The sequence below is a fragment of the Streptococcus sciuri genome, assembly GCF_024814375.1.
GTDB lineage: Bacteria > Bacillota > Bacilli > Lactobacillales > Streptococcaceae > Streptococcus > Streptococcus sciuri.
Genome location: NZ_JANUXX010000004.1, coordinates 77,405 through 97,206, shown reverse-complemented (window position 1 = coordinate 97,206; position 19,802 = coordinate 77,405). Strand labels below are relative to the sequence as shown.

Annotated in this window: 19 protein-coding genes and 1 pseudogene; 12 read left to right on the top strand and 8 right to left on the bottom strand. The window is 38.5% G+C overall.

Annotated elements, in window-relative coordinates:
* Positions 1-109 precede the first annotated feature (109 nt).
* From NXS10_RS04575 to NXS10_RS04520, 12 genes and pseudogenes are all read left to right on the top strand, one after another.
* Positions 110-1,255 carry an amidohydrolase gene (locus NXS10_RS04575; RefSeq protein WP_259138154.1) on the top strand — a complete coding sequence of 382 codons (1,146 nt, stop codon included), beginning with the start codon at positions 110-112 and terminating at the stop codon, positions 1,253-1,255.
* A 66-nt stretch (positions 1,256-1,321) separates the two neighbouring features.
* Entirely contained in the window at positions 1,322-1,864 is a 543-nt protein-coding gene (locus NXS10_RS04570; protein ID WP_259138151.1) for an iron-containing alcohol dehydrogenase, read from the top strand.
* A complete protein-coding gene (locus NXS10_RS04565; protein ID WP_259138149.1) occupies positions 1,858-2,094 on the top strand; it encodes a dehydroquinate synthase/iron-containing alcohol dehydrogenase family protein in 237 nt (78 codons plus the stop codon). Before NXS10_RS04570 ends, NXS10_RS04565 begins: the two co-directional genes overlap by 7 nt.
* Before the next feature lie 309 nt (positions 2,095-2,403).
* Positions 2,404-2,613, top strand: a complete 210-nt coding sequence (locus NXS10_RS04560; protein ID WP_308445757.1) for an aminotransferase class I/II-fold pyridoxal phosphate-dependent enzyme — start codon at positions 2,404-2,406, stop codon at positions 2,611-2,613.
* Between the two features lie 28 nt (positions 2,614-2,641).
* A complete protein-coding gene (locus NXS10_RS04555; RefSeq protein WP_259138146.1) occupies positions 2,642-2,845 on the top strand; it encodes a hypothetical protein in 204 nt (67 codons plus the stop codon).
* Positions 2,846-2,856: 11 nt separating this feature from the next.
* The gene (locus tag NXS10_RS04550) at positions 2,857-4,182 is read left to right on the top strand and encodes an MmgE/PrpD family protein (protein ID WP_259138143.1); all 1,326 of its coding nucleotides are present in this window, start codon (positions 2,857-2,859) and stop codon (positions 4,180-4,182) included.
* A gap of 13 nt (positions 4,183-4,195) precedes the next feature.
* Positions 4,196-4,747: a GNAT family N-acetyltransferase gene (locus NXS10_RS04545; RefSeq protein ID WP_259138141.1), complete on the top strand. Its 552-nt coding sequence runs from the start codon at positions 4,196-4,198 to the stop codon at positions 4,745-4,747.
* A complete protein-coding gene (locus NXS10_RS04540) occupies positions 4,737-5,426 on the top strand; it encodes an amino acid ABC transporter permease (protein ID WP_259138138.1) in 690 nt (229 codons plus the stop codon). Before NXS10_RS04545 ends, NXS10_RS04540 begins: the two co-directional genes overlap by 11 nt.
* Positions 5,413-6,180: an amino acid ABC transporter ATP-binding protein gene (locus NXS10_RS04535; protein WP_259138135.1), complete on the top strand. Its 768-nt coding sequence runs from the start codon at positions 5,413-5,415 to the stop codon at positions 6,178-6,180. Before NXS10_RS04540 ends, NXS10_RS04535 begins: the two co-directional genes overlap by 14 nt.
* A 15-nt stretch (positions 6,181-6,195) precedes the next feature.
* Positions 6,196-7,545 (top strand): adenylosuccinate lyase, encoded by a 1,350-nt coding sequence (gene purB, locus NXS10_RS04530; protein WP_259138134.1) that lies wholly within the window; start codon positions 6,196-6,198, stop codon positions 7,543-7,545.
* A gap of 19 nt (positions 7,546-7,564) precedes the next feature.
* Positions 7,565-8,383, top strand: a complete 819-nt coding sequence (locus NXS10_RS04525) for a transporter substrate-binding domain-containing protein (RefSeq protein ID WP_259138133.1) — start codon at positions 7,565-7,567, stop codon at positions 8,381-8,383.
* A gap of 252 nt (positions 8,384-8,635) precedes the next feature.
* Positions 8,636-8,794, top strand: a pseudogene (locus NXS10_RS04520) (mevalonate kinase); the annotation flags it as partial.
* Here NXS10_RS04520 and nagA read toward each other — a convergent pair.
* The 8 genes from nagA to NXS10_RS04480 all read right to left on the bottom strand — a co-directional run bounded on the left by nagA (position 8,782) and on the right by NXS10_RS04480 (position 19,733).
* Entirely contained in the window at positions 8,782-9,930 is a 1,149-nt protein-coding gene (nagA, locus tag NXS10_RS04515) for an N-acetylglucosamine-6-phosphate deacetylase (protein WP_259138131.1), read from the bottom strand. The pseudogene NXS10_RS04520 and the gene nagA overlap by 13 nt on opposite strands.
* Before the next feature lie 156 nt (positions 9,931-10,086).
* Positions 10,087-12,105, bottom strand: coding sequence for an ATP-dependent DNA helicase RecG (gene recG, locus NXS10_RS04510; protein WP_259138129.1), 2,019 nt, complete (start codon positions 12,103-12,105; stop codon positions 10,087-10,089).
* Entirely contained in the window at positions 12,095-13,216 is a 1,122-nt protein-coding gene (gene alr / locus NXS10_RS04505; RefSeq protein WP_259138127.1) for an alanine racemase, read from the bottom strand. Before alr ends, recG begins: the two co-directional genes overlap by 11 nt.
* Entirely contained in the window at positions 13,213-13,572 is a 360-nt protein-coding gene (gene acpS / locus NXS10_RS04500) for a holo-ACP synthase (RefSeq protein WP_259138125.1), read from the bottom strand. Before acpS ends, alr begins: the two co-directional genes overlap by 4 nt.
* Positions 13,573-13,678: 106 nt before the next feature.
* Positions 13,679-14,725 carry a 3-deoxy-7-phosphoheptulonate synthase gene (locus NXS10_RS04495; RefSeq protein ID WP_259138123.1) on the bottom strand — a complete coding sequence of 349 codons (1,047 nt, stop codon included), beginning with the start codon at positions 14,723-14,725 and terminating at the stop codon, positions 13,679-13,681.
* A 4-nt stretch (positions 14,726-14,729) separates the two neighbouring features.
* Positions 14,730-15,764, bottom strand: a complete 1,035-nt coding sequence (locus tag NXS10_RS04490; protein ID WP_259138122.1) for a 3-deoxy-7-phosphoheptulonate synthase — start codon at positions 15,762-15,764, stop codon at positions 14,730-14,732.
* A gap of 96 nt (positions 15,765-15,860) precedes the next feature.
* On the bottom strand, positions 15,861-18,401 hold the full coding sequence (secA, locus tag NXS10_RS04485) for a preprotein translocase subunit SecA (RefSeq protein WP_259138119.1): 2,541 nt from the start codon (positions 18,399-18,401) through the stop codon (positions 15,861-15,863).
* Positions 18,402-18,518: 117 nt separating this feature from the next.
* Entirely contained in the window at positions 18,519-19,733 is a 1,215-nt protein-coding gene (locus tag NXS10_RS04480; protein ID WP_259138118.1) for a pyridoxal phosphate-dependent aminotransferase, read from the bottom strand.
* Between the last annotated feature and the right edge of the window lie 69 nt (positions 19,734-19,802).

Below are 19,802 nucleotides of genomic sequence, written 5' to 3'. Positions count from 1 at the left end.
AGGGTGTATAAAATTTAATTATAGCATGCTATAACTAAAATAGAGTATGCAACTTTTAAATGAGATGTTAAGATAATAGCAATCTAGAGAGAGAAAGGAGAATAGAATTTTGTCAGATGTTTTTTATCAAAAATTAATTGCTGTTCGCCATTATATTCATCAACACCCTGAAGTTTCAGAAAAAGAATATGAAACGACGGATTATATTAAATCTTATTTAAAAGAACTAGGCATTAAACCGCTTAATTATCCTTTAAAGACAGGTGTAATTGCTGAAATTGGTTCAGGAAACCCAATTATTGCTCTACGTGCTGATATTGATGCACTTCCAATTGTTGAAAAAACAAAACTTGATTATGCTAGTACTAATGGAGCTATGCACGCATGTGGACATGATTTCCATCAGACTAGTTTATTAGGTGCAGCAGAAATTTTAAAACAGCGTGAAGCAGAAATAAAAGGAACTGTCCGCTTGATTTTCCAACCTGCAGAAGAAAATTTTCAAGGTGGTCATCAAGTAATTGATGCTGGAGGTATTGAGGGAGTTTCAGCTATTGTTGGTTACCACAATAATCCTCATCTGAAACCGGGGCAACTTGGACTACGGTCAGGCGCTATTATGGCGGGGGTTGAACAGTTTGAAGTGACTGTAAAAGGCATCAGTGCCCATGCTGCAAGACCTGATTTGGGTGTTGACACAGTTCTTGTTATCACGACCGTTATTAATAACCTTCAAAATATCATTTCTCGGACAGTTTCACCGTTTCAATCAGCAGTCCTATCTGTTACCCACATTGATGTTGGTAATACTTGGAATGTCTTGCCGGCTAAAGGATTTTTTGAAGGGACGATTAGAACATTTGACCCTGAAGTACGCCTATCTGTTATTGATAAATTCACGAAAGTTGTTCAAACAACCGCGGAGCAATTTGGAGCAGAAGTGGATATTATCTGGGGCAATTCACCTAAAGTGACTTTTAATGACGCAACTATCACACCATTGATTTTTGAGAATTCTAAAAAGTTTGCAGAAGTTATTGAAACCTTACCATCAACAGGTGGTGAAGATTTTGCAACTTATCAAGAAAAAATCCCTGGGGTATTCGCCTTTGTAGGATCAAATGGAGCAGAGCAAGCACCAGACTGGCACCATGATGATTTTATCGTACGTGATGAAGCTTTGCCAGTCGCAGTTAATTATTTTGTTGAAAGTGCTCTTTATTTGTTGGAGTATTATGGAGAAAGCTATGCCTGAAAAAACAATCCGCATGAGTCCTGCTGAGTACATCAATAAAAAGGAATTTAAAAACAATTACCTCAATTGCTAGAAAGTCATGGTGTCAAAAATCCGATTGTATTAACCGATGAAACAGTTTATCCAATTATTGAAGAGTATTTACCAGATGGCTTTTTAAAACATTATCCAGTTGAATTTTTTGGTGAATATTGTACCTTTGAAGAAATCGAAAGATTGACTAAAAAATTTCAAAATGATGATGCACTACTTGCTTTTGGTGGAGGGCAATTGATTGACACCGCCAAAGTTGTCTCTGATAATTTAACCATTCTAGTTTTTAATAGTCAAACTGTACCTTCTAATTGTGCAGCAATGACTACTAAAAGTATTATTTATTCGAAAGAACATGAAAAAATAGCTAATATTCGACATAAAAAAGCTGTAGATGTTGTTCTGCTAGAACCAGATATCTTGATAAATGCACCAAAAGAATATATTTTATCTGGAATTGGTGATACTTTAGCGAAATACTATGAAATGAGACAGCGTATCACAAATGATAAACTGGATAGTGTTACCTCAAGGATAGGACGTTTTTTATCGAATTATGTCGTGAAGAAATGCTGAAAATTACTGATTTAGAGGAACTTAGCGAAAAGGATTTAATTAACTTATTTGATACTATATTCCTCGTTGCTGCTTCTGTTGATGGTATTTCTGATCTTGATGGTCGAAGTGTTTTAGCCCATGCTTTCTATAATGCTTATGTTAAAATTCAACCACATTATAAAAAGACCCATGGTGAAGCAGTAGCTCTTGGAAATTTGTTTCAAATTATCATTGAAGGGAAAAAATAAGAACATTTACGTCAAGAGATTGAGTCTTATCATAAGACTATTGGACTTCCTTGGACACTTAGAGAATTAGATTTAACTGCGGATAATGAGCTAAATGAGCTTGCAGATTACATTACTCGAAAATCTGATGTTCGAGTTCAGTCGGTTTTCCCTGATTTGGAATTAAATAGAGCTCATTTGGCTTTAGAAGAAATTCGAGGTTAATTTATGAAGATTGAAGGAGCAAAGCGAGTTCAAGTAAGGTCGAAACATTTTACATCTTATCAGCAAGAATAAATCAGAAAATTAAAGCAATAAGGTAAAAATGTTATCAACCTTGGAAGAGGGAACCCTGATCAGGAAACATTTCCAGAGATTATAAATCATTTAAAAAGTGCGATAGATGGAGTTACTAATCAAGGATATCCACCTTATGGCGGAAAAGCAACCCTAAAGAAAGCAATTATCAAATTTTATGATGATGAATATGGAGTAAAACTCACAGAAGATGAGGTAACCATTAAAGGAAGCAGGTTTTGATGTCGTTGATTCTGAAGGAACTTTTTTCTTGTGGTTTAAATTACCTAAACGTTTTTCTGACGATGTTTCTTTTGTTGATTCACTTTTATTTGAAAAGCGAGTTGCTTTAATTCCTGGTTCTACATTTGGAAAAAATGGAGAAGGCTATTTGCGATTAAGTCTAGTTTCTGATTTAGGATATATTGAAGAGGAAATTTGTCGCCTCATCGATTTTGTAAATGAGAATGGTTAGGGAGTAAACGAATGAATGTAACTAAACAAATCATAAAAGTGCTTCAAAAGGATGTTAGTCAGTCCTCACAATACAAAGAATCGTTAGATGTTTCCAAAAATGCCTTTTTAGATTATATTGCAAGTTATTCTGCGGGATTACAGTCGCCTAAGAATCAAGAAATAGTCAAGGATTTGGCAAGTAGTGAAGATACTAAACAAATTTTGTTAACGTCCTACAGCACATCTAGAGTTCAATTAGCACTAATTTTAGGGTACCTAGCACATTATGAAGATTTAGATGATGTTCAAGCGAATTTCCGAGGTCACCCAAGTGCAGTTATTTTCTCAGCTCTTCTATCTGTAAGCGATAAAAATGATAGTTTTAAAAGAATGTTAGAGTCCTACATTCAAGGAGTCGAATTTGCTGGGAGACTCGGACAACAATTTCATCCTCATCATGTTAATCAAGGTTGGCATTCGACTGCAACTATTGGCTGCATAGCAGCTGCTGTTGCAATAGGCTATTATAAAAAAGTTTCAATAAATGACTTTACTTGTCTATTATCTCTAACCACTAGTCAGGCAACAGGTTTTTTATATCAAGAAGGAACTAATGGTAAGCCTTTAAATGCAGGTTTTGCAGCAAGGAATGCTGTTCAAGCTTATGAACTTGTGAAAGTGGGTATGACGGCTTATGATGATGTTTTTTCTTCCGATAAAGGTTGGACTCAAATAATAAATCAACAGCGCTTAGATGTTGATAAGCTGTTAGAAAATTGGTTAGAGCCTTCACAAATTTTATCTCCTGGTCTGTGGTTTAAACAATATCCGTTTTGTTCAGTAGCCAATGGGGGATTTGATTTAGCTCAAAAAGCACACAAATTAGGATTAAGAACGGCAAATATTTCGAAAGTGGATGTACATTTTTCTTCTACTGGAGATAAGGCGCTTACATATCGATATCCTAATATTAAACTTGAAGGAAAATTTTCAATTGAATATATCTTATGGTTAACATTAGAAAAAGGGAGTGTTGATCTGACAGATTTCACAGAAGAAGAAACTTCAGATGATTTTTTTAATTTTGCTAAAAAAGTGGTACGACATAATGATTTAGAGGGTGATAATACTACCCGTCCAGTACGTTTAGTAATTAGAGAAGCTGACAAAATCAAGTTTGATCAGTTAGAACAACATCCTAAAGGTTCACCTAATAATCCTTTGTCACCTAAAGAACTTCACCTTAAGTTTAAAAGGCTAACAAAAGGACATTTAGAAGAGCTTTATCGTTATGTGACGACTGGTGAAATTAGTAATACATCGGAAATTTTTGAAAGATTGTCAAAAAACTACTAGAAAGAGATGTGGTATGACATATCAATTGTTATCTGATAACTTTTTTGAAGAGCTAACGTCTTTATACCATAAAGCGTATGCTGAAAATGAAAAGTTAGGAATTCATTTTAAAGCTGGTACAATCAGCACTTTCGAAGTTTCGCAAGCTATTCAAGCATCTCCAACTTTTATTAAAACGGTTGATAATCGGATTGTTTCAACTATTTCTGTAAGGTTGCCTTGGTCAGAAAATCCTGGTCCATTCTCTCTACCGCATTTAGGGTGGATTGCAACGGATCCTGAGATGCAGGGACATGGGTATGCTAAGAATTTGATTACGGAAGTTATTGAAGAGTATATTATAAAGGATTTAAAGGCTCCTGCTGTTACTCTAGGTACAGCACTAGAGCATCCTTGGTTAATTGAAACCTATGAAAAAATGGGATTTCAATACTTAGATGAAAAACAGCTATTTTCTGACCATAAAACAGTTTATCTAATTAAAATTTTTAATAGAAATGCTCTTTCAAAAGTTAAGAATGAAAATCTGCAAGCTCTACTAAAGGAGAATAAAAATGAATTTTAGTTGGGAATATTTCTTTGAATTATTTCTAAAATTACCTGCCTACATACCAGTAACTATTTTTATTGCTATTTTTTCTATGATTTTGGCAATTTTAGTAGGAGCTTTGATGACATGGTTTCAGTTATCAGGTCACAAATTTTTGAAATACTTTGCTAATGCTTATATTTCTTTATTTCGTGGTATGCCAACCCTTGTTCAATTATTTTTGATTTTTTATGGACTACCTCAACTATTTCCGGTTTTCCAAGGTATGACAGCTATTACTGCAGCTATTGGCGGACTAGGCTTAAAACAGTCAGCATATTTAGCTGAAATCTTTAGAGCAGCTGTAAATTCAGTTGATAAAGGGCAAGTAGAAGCAGGTCAAGCACTTAACATTCCTGGGTGGAAAATTTTCCTACATGTTATTTTACCTCAGGCAACATTAAATGCCCTGCCTGCTACTGGTAATACATTTGTTAGTTTACTAAAAGAAACATCGTTAGTATTCACATTAGGAATAACAGAACTATTTGCACATGCAAAAATGGTCGCGGGTACTTCACTACGTTACTTTGAAACATATCTAGCTGTTGGTCTTTTATACTGGATTATGATTATCATCTATACTTGGTTGCAAAGTATTTTCGAAAAAGATTTAGCAGCACCATATAGGAGGTCAGTAGATGAGTCTAATTGAGTTGAAAAATTTAGAAGTTAAGATAGGAAATAAAGAAATTCTTAAATCCATCAATCTTTCTATTGAAGCTGGAACGGTTACAGCTTTTGTTGGACCGAGTGGTTCAGGGAAAACGACTCTGCTAAGAATTATAAATCTTCTCCAACTACCCTCTTCAGGGAAATTGAAAGTTGGAAATACAGAAGTGACTGGTGGAAAAATTTCAAAAAGTGATATTCATGATATCCGCAGTCACTCTACCATGGTATTTCAACAGTTTAATCTTTTCAAGAATTATACAGTCTTACAAAATGTTGTCCAACCTTTAATTTTAAGTGGACGCTTTTCTAAGAAGGAAGCAGAGGCTGTTGCTCATGAATCTTTAGAAAAAGTGGGATTAGCAGCATTTGAATCACAATATCCAGTAACATTATCTGGAGGACAACAACAGCGGGTAGGCATTGCCAGAGCTATTGCGCTTAAACCTGACATAATTCTTTTTGATGAACCAACTTCGGCTCTTGATCCAGAAATGGTTGATGGGGTATTGCAAGTTATTGCAGCCTTAGCAAAGGAGAAGATTTCAATGATTTTGGTAACTCATGAAATGGAGTTTGCTAGAAAAATTGCTGATAATGTTGTTTTTATTGAAAATGGTGAAATTTTAACACAAGGGCCGGCTAATTTGTTGTTATCTAATGATAGTAGCCACGATCGAGTTCGCTCCTTCGTTAGCTCGCTGTATCGTGGTTCATTAGAAAGTTCAGCATTGTAGAAGGAGGGAGAAAAAGTGACTAGTGTTTTAGATTCTATATTGATGCAAAATAATTTCTCAACTCCTGAGATTAGAGCAATTTGGAGTGATGAAAATAAGATTTCTAAACAATTGAAAGTTAAAGCGGCTCTTGCCAAAGTAGAAGGTGAGCTGGGAGTCATTCCAGAAACAGCAGCAAAAAAGATTGTTGAAAAAGCTAAAGTAGAAAATTTTGATCTTTTATCCTTACAAAAAGAAAGTGCTGAAAAGCGTCATTCTTTAATTGCTTTAATTCATGCACTCCAATCAGCTGTAGGAGCTGAAGAGGGAGAATTTGTACATTATGGTGTTACAACTCAAGATATTGTTGACACTAGCATAATGTTGCAAACTAAAGAAGCGTACAATATTATCAAAAATCATTCTGAAAAGTTAATTCGGACATTAGCGATTCTGACTAAGGAATATCGTTCAACTATTATGATGGGACGAACACATGGTATTCATGCTATTCCAATTACTTTTGGTTTTAAATTGGCAATCTGGCTGGATGAATTATTACGAAATCAAAGAAGGCTAGACCAGCTTTTAGATAATGGTGTATTTGTTGGTAGTATTAGTGGTGCAGTAGGTACTTATGCGGCATTTGCTGGTAGAGGTATTGAAATTGAAAAACTGACATTATCTGAACTGAATCTCTCTGTTCCAAATATTTCATGGCAACCTTCGCGAGATAGATTTTCAGAATTTGCTACAGCCCTTGGAATATATTCAGGGACATTGGGGAAAATTGGTCGTGAACTTTTTACACTCATGAAAACTGAGATAAATGAGATTCATGAACCTTTCCGTAAAGGAGAAGTTGGTTCGTCTACAATGCCTCAAAAACGCAATCCAGCTCTAATAGAAGGACTTGCAAGTTTAACTCAACCTGTCTTTTCGGATGTAAGTCTTATGTTACAATCTATGCTAATTGATGGTGAGCGCGATGCTATTCATTGGCGTAATGAATGGGTGGTCTTACCAGAAATCACTAGCTATTTGGATGCACAAATTGTTAACTTAACTTACATACTATCTGAGCTTGATGTTAATGTTGAGCAAATGCGGAAGAACCTTGAAATACAGGGAATTCTTCCCTATTCAGAACGTATTATGTTTGAATTAGGTAAAGTCATTGGGAAGCAGACCGCTCATGAACTTGTTTATCAAGCAGCAATGACGTCTATAGAAAATCACGAAGATTTTATTCATCTACTATACAAAAATTCACAAATTAGCTCGAATTTTAGCCGAGAAGAAGTTAATTCTTGGACTATACCAGAAAATAATATTGGAGAAAGTCTATCTAAGGTTGATCACATTTTGTCACAAGTAAATATTTAATTTAAAAGGAGGTTTTATTATGTCGCCGCGTAAAAAATCTATTATTGGTATTATTGTCGTTATTATTGTTGCTATCATTACTTACTTTGGTTATCAAACTGCTTCGAGAGGGAATAGTTCTTCTAAATCAAGCTCTTCATCAGATACACCTGTGTTAAAAGTTGCAACAACAGGTGTAAGTTTCCCTGGTTCATATAAAGACGATGATGGAAAACTTACTGGATTCGACGTAGAAGTCATTAAAGCGGTAGCTGATAAAATTGGTTATGATGTGGATTTCACCACTACTAGTTTTGATGGGCTTTTTGGTCTTTTAACTAGCCATAAAGTAGATGTTGTAGCAAGCTCTATTGCTATCACTGATGAACGTGAGAAAACTTATGATTTCTCTACACCTTACGCGACCTTCCAATATGGTGTTGTGACAAAATCTGATTCTGATTTGACATCAGTGGATGATTTGGATAATGCTACTATTGCAGCTACTGTTGGTTCTAATCAAATCAAAGTTCTCCAGAATTTCAATTCAACAATTCAAATTCAAACATACGATGATCGTGAAGCAGCACTTTCTGCAGTAACAAATGGACAAGTAGATGGTTATTCAAATGCAAAAACAATCTTATCAGCTATAATTGATCAAAAAGGTCTTGATTTAAAAATTCTTGATGGAGAAATTGAGGAAGAAAGTATTGCCATTGCATTTAATAAGGGCGAAGATGAAAAACTTCGAGAAAAAATTGATGATGCTCTTGCAGAACTTCAAAAAGACGGAACTATTTCAACGCTTTCAAAAAAATTTTTCTCAGGAATTGATGCAAGTTATCAAAATGATTAATAAAATTTTACTTTGAATCAATGGTTTTATAAAAAATTTCTTGTTGCTTACTCTTTAAAACTTTCCCTTTCAAACTAATGAAGTTTAGACTTATTACATTTTACAATTATACTGACATAAACAAGCGAAGTTGAGTGCACTTTTCCAGCTTCGTTTGTTTTTTTATAGCGGCATTTATTTTCCAGTAAAAGTCGTTTTTTTTGTGGAACAATGATAAAACGGAGTGTAAACTAAAAATTGTAAGAGAAGAACATGACTAAGAAAATTAGCGTCGGTAAGGCGCATAGTAAGATTATTTGGATGGGTGAACATTCCGTTGCTTATGGCTATCCTGCCATTGCGATTCCGCTTCAAGGAATTGAGGTTGAATGTCGTATTTATCCAGCTGAAGAAAAGATTCACTTTGATTGGTAACCACAAGTGCCGTCAACGTAAGTGGCTTTGAGGTTAAAGTCTTTGTCAAGTACGATAAAATCTGCTGCTCTGCCTTTTTTCAAGGAACCACAATATTGGTCAATCTTAGCCGATTTTGCTGCCACTTGAGTCGCCATCTGAATAGCTTCATGTGGAGTTGCAATGCCCCATTTGATGATATTTTGAACAGCGTCTTTGAGCTCCAAAATAGAACCAGCTAGATTACCGCCATCTTTTAGGCGCACAGTGCCGTCTTTGACAACAACAGGAAATTCACCGAGCATATAGTCACCATTTTCTCTACCACCGGCGCTCATGCAATCCGTAATCAAGGCGACATGGTCATAACCCTTGTGCTGCATGAGGATATGACAAGCAGATGGATGTACATGATGCCCATCACAAATCAGCTCCGCATAAGTATCTTCTAAATCAAGCACAGCACCAACCATACCAGGCTCACGATGATTGAGCCCACGCATACCGTTGTAAGCATGCACCCAGACATTTGCTCCAGCTTCAACAGCTGCTTTTGCCTCAGCATAGGTCGCATTTGAATGACCAAGGGCAACTACTACACCTTGCTTGGTCAATTCTCTGATAAAGTGCGACACTCCCTCACGCTCTGGAGCAACCGCTATCTTGGTCAAGAGCCCCTCAGCTGCTTTTTGCCAAGCAACAAACTCCTCTAAACTAGGATCTCGCATATAGTCTGGATTTTGAGCGCCCTTGTGCTTTTCTGTAAAGAAAGGACCTTCAAAAAAAATCCCTTGAATCTTAGCCCCTCTTTCACTCCCTTTGACACTAGTAATGGTACGGCAAATGTCCTCTAGTGTCTCAAAAGAAGCGGTCAGCGCTGTCGGCAAAAACGATGTCACTCCTGTGGACAACAGCGATTCACTCATCTTTTTGAGTCCTTCAGCCGAATTGTCCATGACATCATATCCGTCAAAGCCGTGGATATGTGTATCCACAAAACCGGGGGCGATACTCATCCCTGTGTAGTCAACGATTTCTTCATTTTCTCCAATACTTGCAGCCCACTCGCCAAAACAGCCATTCTGAACTTGCAAATAGCCTGCTGGTTTGACAACCGTTGGATAATAAAATGCATCTGCTTTAACGTAATACATAAAAAACCTCTCATTTTTAGCATTTATCGCAAACTTTTTGACACTCTCATTTTCAAAAAATTATGAAAACGTACATCATTTCATTATACGCTTTTCTCATTTTTGAGACAAGAAAAAAGAGACAGGTAGTCTCTTTTTGTATTTCTTTTGAATAGATTAGTCAAAAATTGATTTTTCTTTGAGGTTTTTAAGGACTATTTGCCAATCTTTTTCCTTGTCCCAGTCTGGTTGGCTGACAATTTGACTAGCCACTCGCCGAGCTTCCTCCAAGATAGCATAATCTTCCATGATGTCTGCTACTCTAAACTCTGGGATCCCAGACTGCCTAGTCCCAAAAATCTCACCTGAGCCTCGCATTTTGAGATCTGCTTCAGCCAGAACAAAACCGTCCGTGTTTTTCGTCATGATTTTCATGCGCTCTTTTCCACTATCTGTTTTGGGATTGGCGACCAAAATAGTATAGGACTGCTTATCGCCCCGCCCTACACGTCCTCTGAGCTGGTGTAACTGGCTAAGACCAAAACGATCAGCATCCATGATAATCATGATGGTAGCATTGGGGACATTGACCCCCACTTCGATGACTGTTGTGGAGACCAGAACTTGACTCTTTTGCTCCTTAAATGCCTGCATAATACTGTCCTTTTCCTCAGCTGACATGCGCCCATGCATGAGAGAAACCTCGGCGCTGTCCTCGAAATAATGGCTCAATTCTTCATACAGAGCGGTTGCATTTTTCAAATCAAGCGACTCAGACTCTTCTATCAGTGGCGAGATGACATAGGCTTGCGCTCCTTTTTCTAGCTCTTTTTTGAGCCAGGCAAGAACCGTACTTAGTTGCTGATGTGTAACCCAGCGTGTAATGACAGGCTTGCGTCCTTCTGGCAATTCGTCAATAATAGAAACATCCATCTCCCCAAAAGCAGTGATCGCAAGCGTCCGTGGGATGGGGGTCGCTGTCATCATCAAAACATTAGGATTTTCGCCTTTTTCTCTCAAGATGCGACGTTGATTGACTCCAAAGCGGTGTTGTTCATCTATGATAACAAGTCCTAACTTATGATAAGTAACACTCTCTTGAATAAGAGCATGCGTACCAACAATCATCTGAACACTTCCATTTGCAGTCTTCTCAAGAGCGGTATCTTTAACTTTCTTTTTCATGCCAGATGTCAAAATAGCAATTGAAAGCTCTGGAAACAACTGAGTCAAACTCTCATAATGTTGCTCTGCTAAAATCTCAGTGGGAACCATAAGAGCCGACTGAAAACCAGCTGTATAAGCTGCATACATAGCAAGACTTGCAACAATCGTTTTCCCCGATCCGACATCCCCTTGCAGTAGACGATTCATATAGCTAGGTGATTGCATATCGTATAAAATTTCTTGTAAACTACGTTGCTGCGCACTTGTCAGTGAAAAAGATAAGGATGCCTGTTTAGCATTTAGCTTATCCTGGTTATAAAGTAGAGTTAAACCATGCTGTTCTGATTTTCGATAGGCTTTTAAGACTTGCAAATTCATCTGAAAATAAAAAAGTTCTTCAAATTTCACACGTCGTAAAGCCTGTTTATATTCTGCTAAATCCTTGGGAAAATGCATGGCAGTAATAGCTTCTTTGCGTGAGAAGAGGCGGTATTTATCAATGAGAATAGCAGGTAAGGTCTCTGCTAAAGCCTCTAAAACGCCACTCTCAAAGGCAGTTTTGATTGCTTTAACGAGAGTTGCTTGCGTGACTCCTTGCGTGAGACGATAGACAGGCTGCATGTCCTCTTGGACTTGCGCTAAGAGCTTGATAGCAGTCAGAGCTGTCTTTTTGCTATCCCATTTACCAAAAATAGCTAGGTCATTTCCCAAGTGTAACTTGTCTTTGAGATAAGGTTGATTGAAAAAGCTAACGCTTATCACCGCCTCACCTTGCTTCAGCTTAAAACTCAAGCGATTCTTATGACGTCCATAATACTGAAGATTAGCTGGTGTCACTAAAGTACCTGTCACTACTGCTTTTTCACCATCTTGCAGCTCAAAGACAGATCGTGCCTTATAGTCCTCATAACGAAAAGGAAAGTACAACAAAAGATCTTCTATCGTAACAATTCCCAACTGCTGAAACTTTTCAGCAGATTTGGATCCAATCCCTTTGAGAGATGTCAGAGGAGATGTCTCACTTATCATGTGTCTGTTCCTTATAAAAGCGTGGAATGCGGTCGCTCAGCAAACATAATACCTCGTAATTTATCGTATGCCGTTTATCAGCTACATCAGTTGCTGTGATTTCCTTATAACCATTTTGACCAATTAAAGTGACCGAAGTACCTAGAGGATAAACTTTGGGCAAGCGAATCGTTATCTGATCCATGGACACGCGCCCAACAATCTCACACCATTGCCCATCTACCAACACTTTAAAACCTTGCATATCACGCGTCCAACCATCTGCATAGCCGATTGGAACTGTGGCAATCACTTCTTTTTCTTGACTGCGATAAGTCGCACCATAGCCAACCGTCGCATTTTTTTCAATCGTCTTGACATGTACAATACTAGAGGTCAACTCCAATGCAGGCTGCAAGGGATAAGGAAGTGCTAACTCTCTTCCACTTGGATTGAGCCCATAGATGACAACACCTAGACGAACAGCACTAAAGATAGTCTCACTATGCCAAAGACTTGTCGCTGAATTACTTGCATGAATGCGCTTAGGGCAATCGCTTAATTCCGATAATATTTGTTTAAAAGTAGCTAATTGCTGTTCAAAGTATTGCGTATTCGACTCATCAGCAGTAGCAAAATGAGTAAACACTCCCTCAACCAAAGCACCTGCAACTTTTAGAGAAGTTATCAAGCGATTAGCGTCCGCACTGCTACGCACACCGATACGCCCCATTCCAGAGTCAATCTTGATATGGCAACGTAATCCAGCTAGCGATACTCCCTCATGCTCAGCAAGAGCGATCCAGTCAAGGCTGGCTACAGTCAGCACGATGTTGTATTCTTTGACATAGTCTAGCTGATTGGGCGTGACAACACCTAACACTAAGATTTCTTTTGTGATGCCTGCTAGCCTCAACTCCACTGCTTCATCGATATTGGACACGCAAAAACCATCTACACGAGCTTCGACTGAGCGTGCGACAGCAACCGCACCATGTCCGTAAGCGTTTGCCTTGACCACAGCATAGACAAATGTCCCATTTGAAATATGCTCTTTAACACTATCAATATTATGCGCAATAGCTGTCAAATCAATAACAGCTTGCGTTGGTCTATGAATGCTTGAAATCATTTTATTTCCTCCAAAATAACACTCGCTTGTACGAAAGAGCCGCTGTGAGAAATAGAGAGCCAAGACTTTCCAGAAAAAGGAGAGCTGGCAATATAAGGAGCACCTAAATCATCATTTAAGACTTCAATATCTTGAAAACTCATTTGTCCGATACCTGTCCCCATCGCCTTGGCAAAGGCTTCTTTTGCTGCCCAGCGCCCTGCCAGATATTCTGCTTGACGTTTTTGTGAACTCAACTCCATAAAACGCTTTTGTTCTTTTAAAGTCAAAACCTTTGAAACAAAGCTTCTTTTACGCTCATAGGCTTTCCACACTGTGCTAATCTCCTGTAAATCAATACCATGTCCAACTATCATAACATTTCCTTATCAGCTTTTACAAATGCACCATCAATCAATAAAGGCTAAATCACCTCTCTACTAGGGACTTAGCCTTTCCTTTTCTCTTACACAAACATCAAAATCAGCTTTCAAATGAATCATGACTCAGCGTTGCATAGATTTCACGGAGGAGTTTTTCCGTTTTATCCCAGCCAAGGCAAGGATCTGTAATCGATTTACCAAAAACTTCTGGATGATCTTGACGTCCATCCTCCAAGTAAGACTCAATCATAAAGCCACGAACATAGCGATTGATTTTTTCATTCCAGTCACGGTTCATTAAAGTCTGACGCACAATACGGATTTGCTCTAAATAATGTTTCCCAGAGTTATCATGATTAGTATCAATGACGATGAATGGATTTTCCAGACTCATACCCTCGTACTTTGCGATTGCTTTGAGCAAATCATCGTAATAATAATTTGGAATGTTATCACCATGTTCATCTAGTGCACCACGTAGAATGACATGAGCTAAAGGGTTACCATCTGTTTCCACTTCAGCATTTTGGTAAATGAAATTCTGTGCGTTTTGTGCAGCATAGACAGCATTAAACATGACATTGAGATTACCAGAGGTTGGATTTTTCATTCCTGTCGGTACATCAATCCCTGACGCCACAAATCGATGCTCTTGATCCTCAACAGAACGTGCACCAATAGCATGGTAAGACACCAAATCGTCCACAAGACCAAGGTTAGAAGGGTAGAGCATCTCGTCAGCAGTCGTCAAGCCAGTCTCTGTAATCACACGATAATGAAGATGACGGACAGCAGCCACACCATTGATAAGATCAGGTAACTTAGAGGTATCTGGCTGATGCATAAGCCCCTTGTAGCCATCACCATTGGTACGTGGTTTTGCAGTATAAACACGCATAACGATGAAAATCTTATCCTTGACTTCATCTTGCAAACGAGCTAAGCGCTTGGCATACTCAAGCACAGCTTCTTCATTGTCTGACGAACATGGTCCAATAACGAGAAGCAAACGATTATCTTGTCCTTTAATGATGTTTGCAAGCTCTTTATCGCGAGCTTTCTTACGAACCAGAAATTCCCCTTCAAGTTTTGATAATTCTTTGACCTGTGCAATATTGATAGTTGCACTTTTTCGATGTATTCCCATTCCTCTATTTGCTTTCTAAAGTTGTGTAAATTTCACGAACTAAGGCTTCTGTTTTATCCCAACCAAGGCAAGGATCTGTAATTGACTTACCAAAAACTTCTGGATGATCTTGACGCCCATCCTCTAGATAAGATTCAATCATAAAGCCACGAACATAGCGTCTGATAGTGTCACTCCAATCACGATTGATAAGAGTTTGACGAACGATACGGATTTGCTCTAGGTATTGCTTTCCTGAATTGTCATGATTGGTATCAATAACGATAAAGGGATTTTCAAGTCCTTGTTTATGGTATAAATCAATCGCCTCTAAAAGGTTGTCATAATAATAATTAGGGATGTTCTTGCCATTTTCATCAAGAGCTCCACGTAAAATTGCATGCGCTACAGGATTTCCACTGGTTTCCACTTCCTCATTATTGTAGAGGAAAGTCTGTTTATTTTGGGCAGCATAAATCCCATTATACATTACTTTAAGGTTACCTGATGTTGGATTTTTCATTCCTGTTGGAACATCAAAACCAGAAGCTACAAAACGGTGCTGTTGATCCTCAACAGAACGCGCGCCAATTGCTACGTAAGACACTAAATCTTCAACCAAAGGCCAATTTTCTGGATAAAGCATCTCATCGGCTGTTGTCATCCCTGTCTCTGTAATGACACGGTAATGAAGATGGCGAACTGCTTTGATTCCGTTGATGAGACTAGGAGCAGCGTCTGTATCTGGTTGATGCATAAGACCTTTGTAACCATCCCCATTAGTACGAGGTTTGGCTGTGTAAACACGCATTACCATAAACACACGATCTTTGACTTCTTCTTGTAACTGGGCGAGGCGCTTCGCATACTCAAGAACAGCCTCTTCATTGTCTGATGAACATGGTCCAATGACCAACAATAGACGATCATCCTCACCTTTGATGATGGCCTCTAACTCTCGATCACGCTTTTCTTTTTGAACTAATGATTCTTGACTTAACTTTGAGATGCTTCGCACCTCATTGACATCGATTTTAGGACTGAGTGATTTAAATGACATAGAAACTCCTCTAATTTATTACTCTTGTAAAGTGTTTTTTATTATACCATTTTTAGGAGGAGTTTTGGATGAATTGTTAGAATTTTCTGCAACTCCCTAAAATTGCTTACGCCCATGACAATTTTTGTATTTTTTCCCTGAACCACATGGACATAGATCATTGCGTTTCACATTTGTAAAATCAAGTTTTTCACCAGAAACGTTTGCCGCACTTGGTGCCTTAGCAGCGATATTAGAAGCCGCAGTTGTGGTAGCATGCGCTTCTGCACGCTCGCGCTCTTGCTCATGAATTTGCGCTTTCATCATGGTACGTGTCACATCAAACTCAATTGACCCAATCATATCTTGGAACATACGAAAGCCCTCTGATTGGTACTCAACAATTGGGTTATTTTGAGCATAACCACGAAGACCAACAGCATTGCGTAATTGATCAAGCGCATCAATGTGCTCTGTCCACTTATTATCAACAATCATAAGGATAAGCACCTTTTGAAATTCCAGTATCGCATCTGGAGTTGATAATTTCGCAATCTGCTGATCATAGACTTTCACTGCACGTTCATATAACAATTCTTTGATATCTTCATCTTTAAGATTACGTAGGTCAGAAACGGAAATAGAGGTCTCTGGCACAAGTGCTGAACGCGCAAAATTGACAATAGCTTTAAGCGCTTCATTGCGACTGTTACTTGCTCGACTGTGGCTATCAACAGCACGGTTGATAGTGCGTTGAATCATGGATTGAATTTCTGGTGTCAAGTCACGGTCAGCCACAATGACATTGTAGCGTTCACCGTAGATAATCTCACGCTGTTCACGCATGACATCATCATACTGCAAAACTTGCTTACGTGTATCATAGTTATTCCCCTCGACACGTCTTTGGGCAGACTCAACTTGACGTGTCAGCATACGAGACTTGATAACAGTGTCGTCATCGTTCATATTCATACGCTCAAGAACAGCCTTGATACGGTCAGAACCAAAGCGACGCATGAGCTCATCCTCAAGTGAGAGGTAAAATTGAGATTCTCCTGGATCTCCTTGACGCCCAGAACGTCCACGTAGCTGGTTGTCAATGCGACGGCTCTCGTGGCGCTCTGTTCCGATAACACAAAGACCTCCGAGCTCACGTACTCCTTCACCAAGCTTAATATCAGTTCCACGCCCTGCCATATTGGTAGCAATAGTAACAGCACCACGCTGACCAGCATTCATGATAATCTGCGCTTCTTTAAAATGGTTTTTAGCATTGAGTACTTCGTGAGGGATACCTGCTTGAACTAATTTTTTAGAAATTAAATCACTAGTCTCAACCGCAACTGTACCAACTAAGACTGGCTGTCCTTTTTGATAACGAGCACGAACATCCTCCACCACTGCATTAAACTTGGCATGTAGACTCGGATAAAGGAGATCTGGATGGTCAATACGAGCAACAGGGCGGTTGGTAGGAATTGGAATCACGCGCATATTGTAAATTTCACGAAATTCTTCTTCCTCTGTTTTACCCGTACCAGTCATTCCTGATAACTTACGGTACATACGGAACATATTTTGATAAGTGATAGAAGCGCTTGTTTTAGACTCTTCTTGGATAGGAACTGCTTCTTTAGCCTCAATAGCTTGGTGCAGTCCATCAGAGAAACGACGTCCCTCCATTGTACGCCCTGTAAACTGATCAACGATTAAAATCTCTTTTTCTTCGCTAACCACATAGTCAATATCTAAAATCATGATATAGTTTGCTCGGAGCGCATTGTCAATATAGTGTGTCAAAGCAACGTTATCAATATCATAAAGGTTATTAAGCTTAAAATAATCTTCTGCTTTATCAATTCCTGAGTCTGATAAACCGATAGTCTTAGTCGGAACATCAATAACATAGTCATCTTTATTGAGAGTCTTAACAAATTTATCTGCTCGGATATAGAGTTGATTTGTCTCAGAGCTAACAGGACCTGAAACGATAAGTGGTGTCCTTGCTTCATCAATCAAAACAGAATCCACCTCATCGACAAGCGCATAGTTAAGTGGACGTTGAACCATATCTTCTTGACGAACCACCATATTATCACGAAGATAGTCAAATCCGATTTCAGAGTTGGTCGAGTAAGTGATGTCACAGTTATAGGCTTCTCGTTTTTCAAACGGTGACTTAGCTGCAAGGTTAATCCCGACAGATAAACCTAACCAACTATAAACCTCACCCATTTCCGTTGCATCGCGCTCTGATAGGTACTCATTGACCGTAATAACATGGACTCCCTCACCTGATAAGGCATTTAGATAAACAGGCATAGTCGCCGTAAGCGTTTTTCCTTCTCCTGTACGCATCTCTGGAATATCTCCATGATGAAGCACAATCCCTCCCATAACCTGTACACGATAAGGAAAAAGTCCTAAAACCCGTTTAGCTGCTTCACGCACTACCGCAAAAGCTTCAGGCAAGAGAGCATCTAAACTTTCTCCATTTTGATAACGTTTCTTAAATTCTGGTGTTTTTGCCTGTAATTCCTCGTCTGAAAGAGCGCTCATTGCATCAGCATAAGATTCTACTTTCTTAGCTGTTCTTTCAAGTTTACGCAACTCGCCCTTATCATTTTCGACGATACTTCGTAGAAGATTTGCCATTCCTTTTCCTTTCGATAACTATACTTAATCATTTCATTTTATCACAATTGATACAGCTTTTCAAGAAAGTGGAGTCCTTTACAAAAGAAGGTTAGAGTTTCTCTAACCTTAATCTTTCTATGAACGCTTGTAATGTTGCAAAAAGCGTGTTAATTTTTCCTGTAAGACACTGAGTTCATCTATACGTGGCAAATACACGATTCTAAAGTGATCTGGTGTTGTCATATTAAAGCCACGACCATGTGTTAAAAGCACCTTTTCTTGCTTTAAAAAGTTAAGGACAAAATCCTCATCATCTTCAACATGATACCTATTTGTATCAATCTTAGGAAAAATATAAAGTCCGGCATTAGGTTTGATGGCAGATAGACCTGGAATATCCTTAATCGCTTCATAGATGAAGTTACGTTGCTCATACAAACGTCCTCCAGGCAAGAGCAATTCATCAGAGGACTGATATCCCCCAAGCGACGTTTGGATGACTTGCTGAGCTAGAACATTGGAACAGAGACGCATGTTTGAGAGCATGTTGAGCCCCTCTATGTAGCCTTTAACATGATGTTTAGGACCTGCAAGCGTCATCCAGCCTACACGAAAACCACAAATGCGGTGAGACTTAGATAAGCCTGACATCGTAACTGTAAAGACATCATCTGCAATAGAAGCAATCGTGATATGTTTTTTACCATCCATAACAAGGCGGTCATAAACCTCATCTGCAAAGATAATCAAATCATGCTGACGTGCAATAGCCACAATCTCCTCTAATAATTCACAAGGATAGACAGCTCCTGTTGGATTATTTGGATTGATAAGGACAATTGCCTTTGTATTCGATGTGATTTTTGACTTGATGTCTTGCACATCTGGAAACCAACCTGCTTGCTCATCACAAATATAATGCACAGCATTACCACCAGCTAAACTGATACAAGCTGTCCACAAAGGATAGTCAGGCATAGGAACTAAGACCTCATCGCCGTTATCAAGAAGGGCTTGCATAGACATAGAGATGCCCTCACTGACACCATTGACAACGTAAATATCTTCAATATCGACATGAACACCCTGAAGTTGATAATATTGCATAATTGCCTTACGAGCTGAAAAAATACCTTTAGAATCTGAATAGCCCTCAGAATTCCTAGCGTTCCTAATCAAATCACGAATAACCTCATCTGGCGCTTCAAAGCCAAACTCAGCGGGATTTCCAGTGTTTAAACGCAAAATTTTCTCACCATTTGCTCGCATCCGATTAGCTTCTTCAAGAACTGGACCACGAATATCGTAGGCAACATGTTCTAATTTGGATGATTTATCAAATACTTTCATACCTTCACCTCGTTTTCCCTATTATATCCTAAATTTTCTCAAAAGAGAATGATTTTTCATAATCTTGCT

Excerpts from the sequence above, each read along its gene's own strand:
- NXS10_RS04565 (WP_259138149.1), top strand. The coding sequence starts at position 1,858 with ATGCTGAAAATTACTGATTTAGAGGAACTTAGCGAAAAGGATTTAATT.
- NXS10_RS04550 (WP_259138143.1), top strand. The coding sequence starts at position 2,857 with ATGAATGTAACTAAACAAATCATAAAAGTGCTTCAAAAGGATGTTAGT.
- NXS10_RS04545 (WP_259138141.1), top strand. The coding sequence starts at position 4,196 with ATGACATATCAATTGTTATCTGATAACTTTTTTGAAGAGCTAACGTCT.
- NXS10_RS04540 (WP_259138138.1), top strand. The coding sequence starts at position 4,737 with ATGAATTTTAGTTGGGAATATTTCTTTGAATTATTTCTAAAATTACCT.
- NXS10_RS04535 (WP_259138135.1), top strand. The coding sequence starts at position 5,413 with ATGAGTCTAATTGAGTTGAAAAATTTAGAAGTTAAGATAGGAAATAAA.
- NXS10_RS04525 (WP_259138133.1), top strand. The coding sequence starts at position 7,565 with ATGTCGCCGCGTAAAAAATCTATTATTGGTATTATTGTCGTTATTATT.
- nagA (WP_259138131.1), bottom strand. The coding sequence starts at position 9,930 with ATGTATTACGTTAAAGCAGATGCATTTTATTATCCAACGGTTGTCAAA.
- recG (WP_259138129.1), bottom strand. The coding sequence starts at position 12,105 with ATGATAAGTGAGACATCTCCTCTGACATCTCTCAAAGGGATTGGATCC.
- alr (WP_259138127.1), bottom strand. The coding sequence starts at position 13,216 with ATGATTTCAAGCATTCATAGACCAACGCAAGCTGTTATTGATTTGACA.
- acpS (WP_259138125.1), bottom strand. The coding sequence starts at position 13,572 with ATGATAGTTGGACATGGTATTGATTTACAGGAGATTAGCACAGTGTGG.
- NXS10_RS04495 (WP_259138123.1), bottom strand. The coding sequence starts at position 14,725 with ATGGGAATACATCGAAAAAGTGCAACTATCAATATTGCACAGGTCAAA.
- NXS10_RS04490 (WP_259138122.1), bottom strand. The coding sequence starts at position 15,764 with ATGTCATTTAAATCACTCAGTCCTAAAATCGATGTCAATGAGGTGCGA.
- secA (WP_259138119.1), bottom strand. The coding sequence starts at position 18,401 with ATGGCAAATCTTCTACGAAGTATCGTCGAAAATGATAAGGGCGAGTTG.
- NXS10_RS04480 (WP_259138118.1), bottom strand. The coding sequence starts at position 19,733 with ATGAAAGTATTTGATAAATCATCCAAATTAGAACATGTTGCCTACGAT.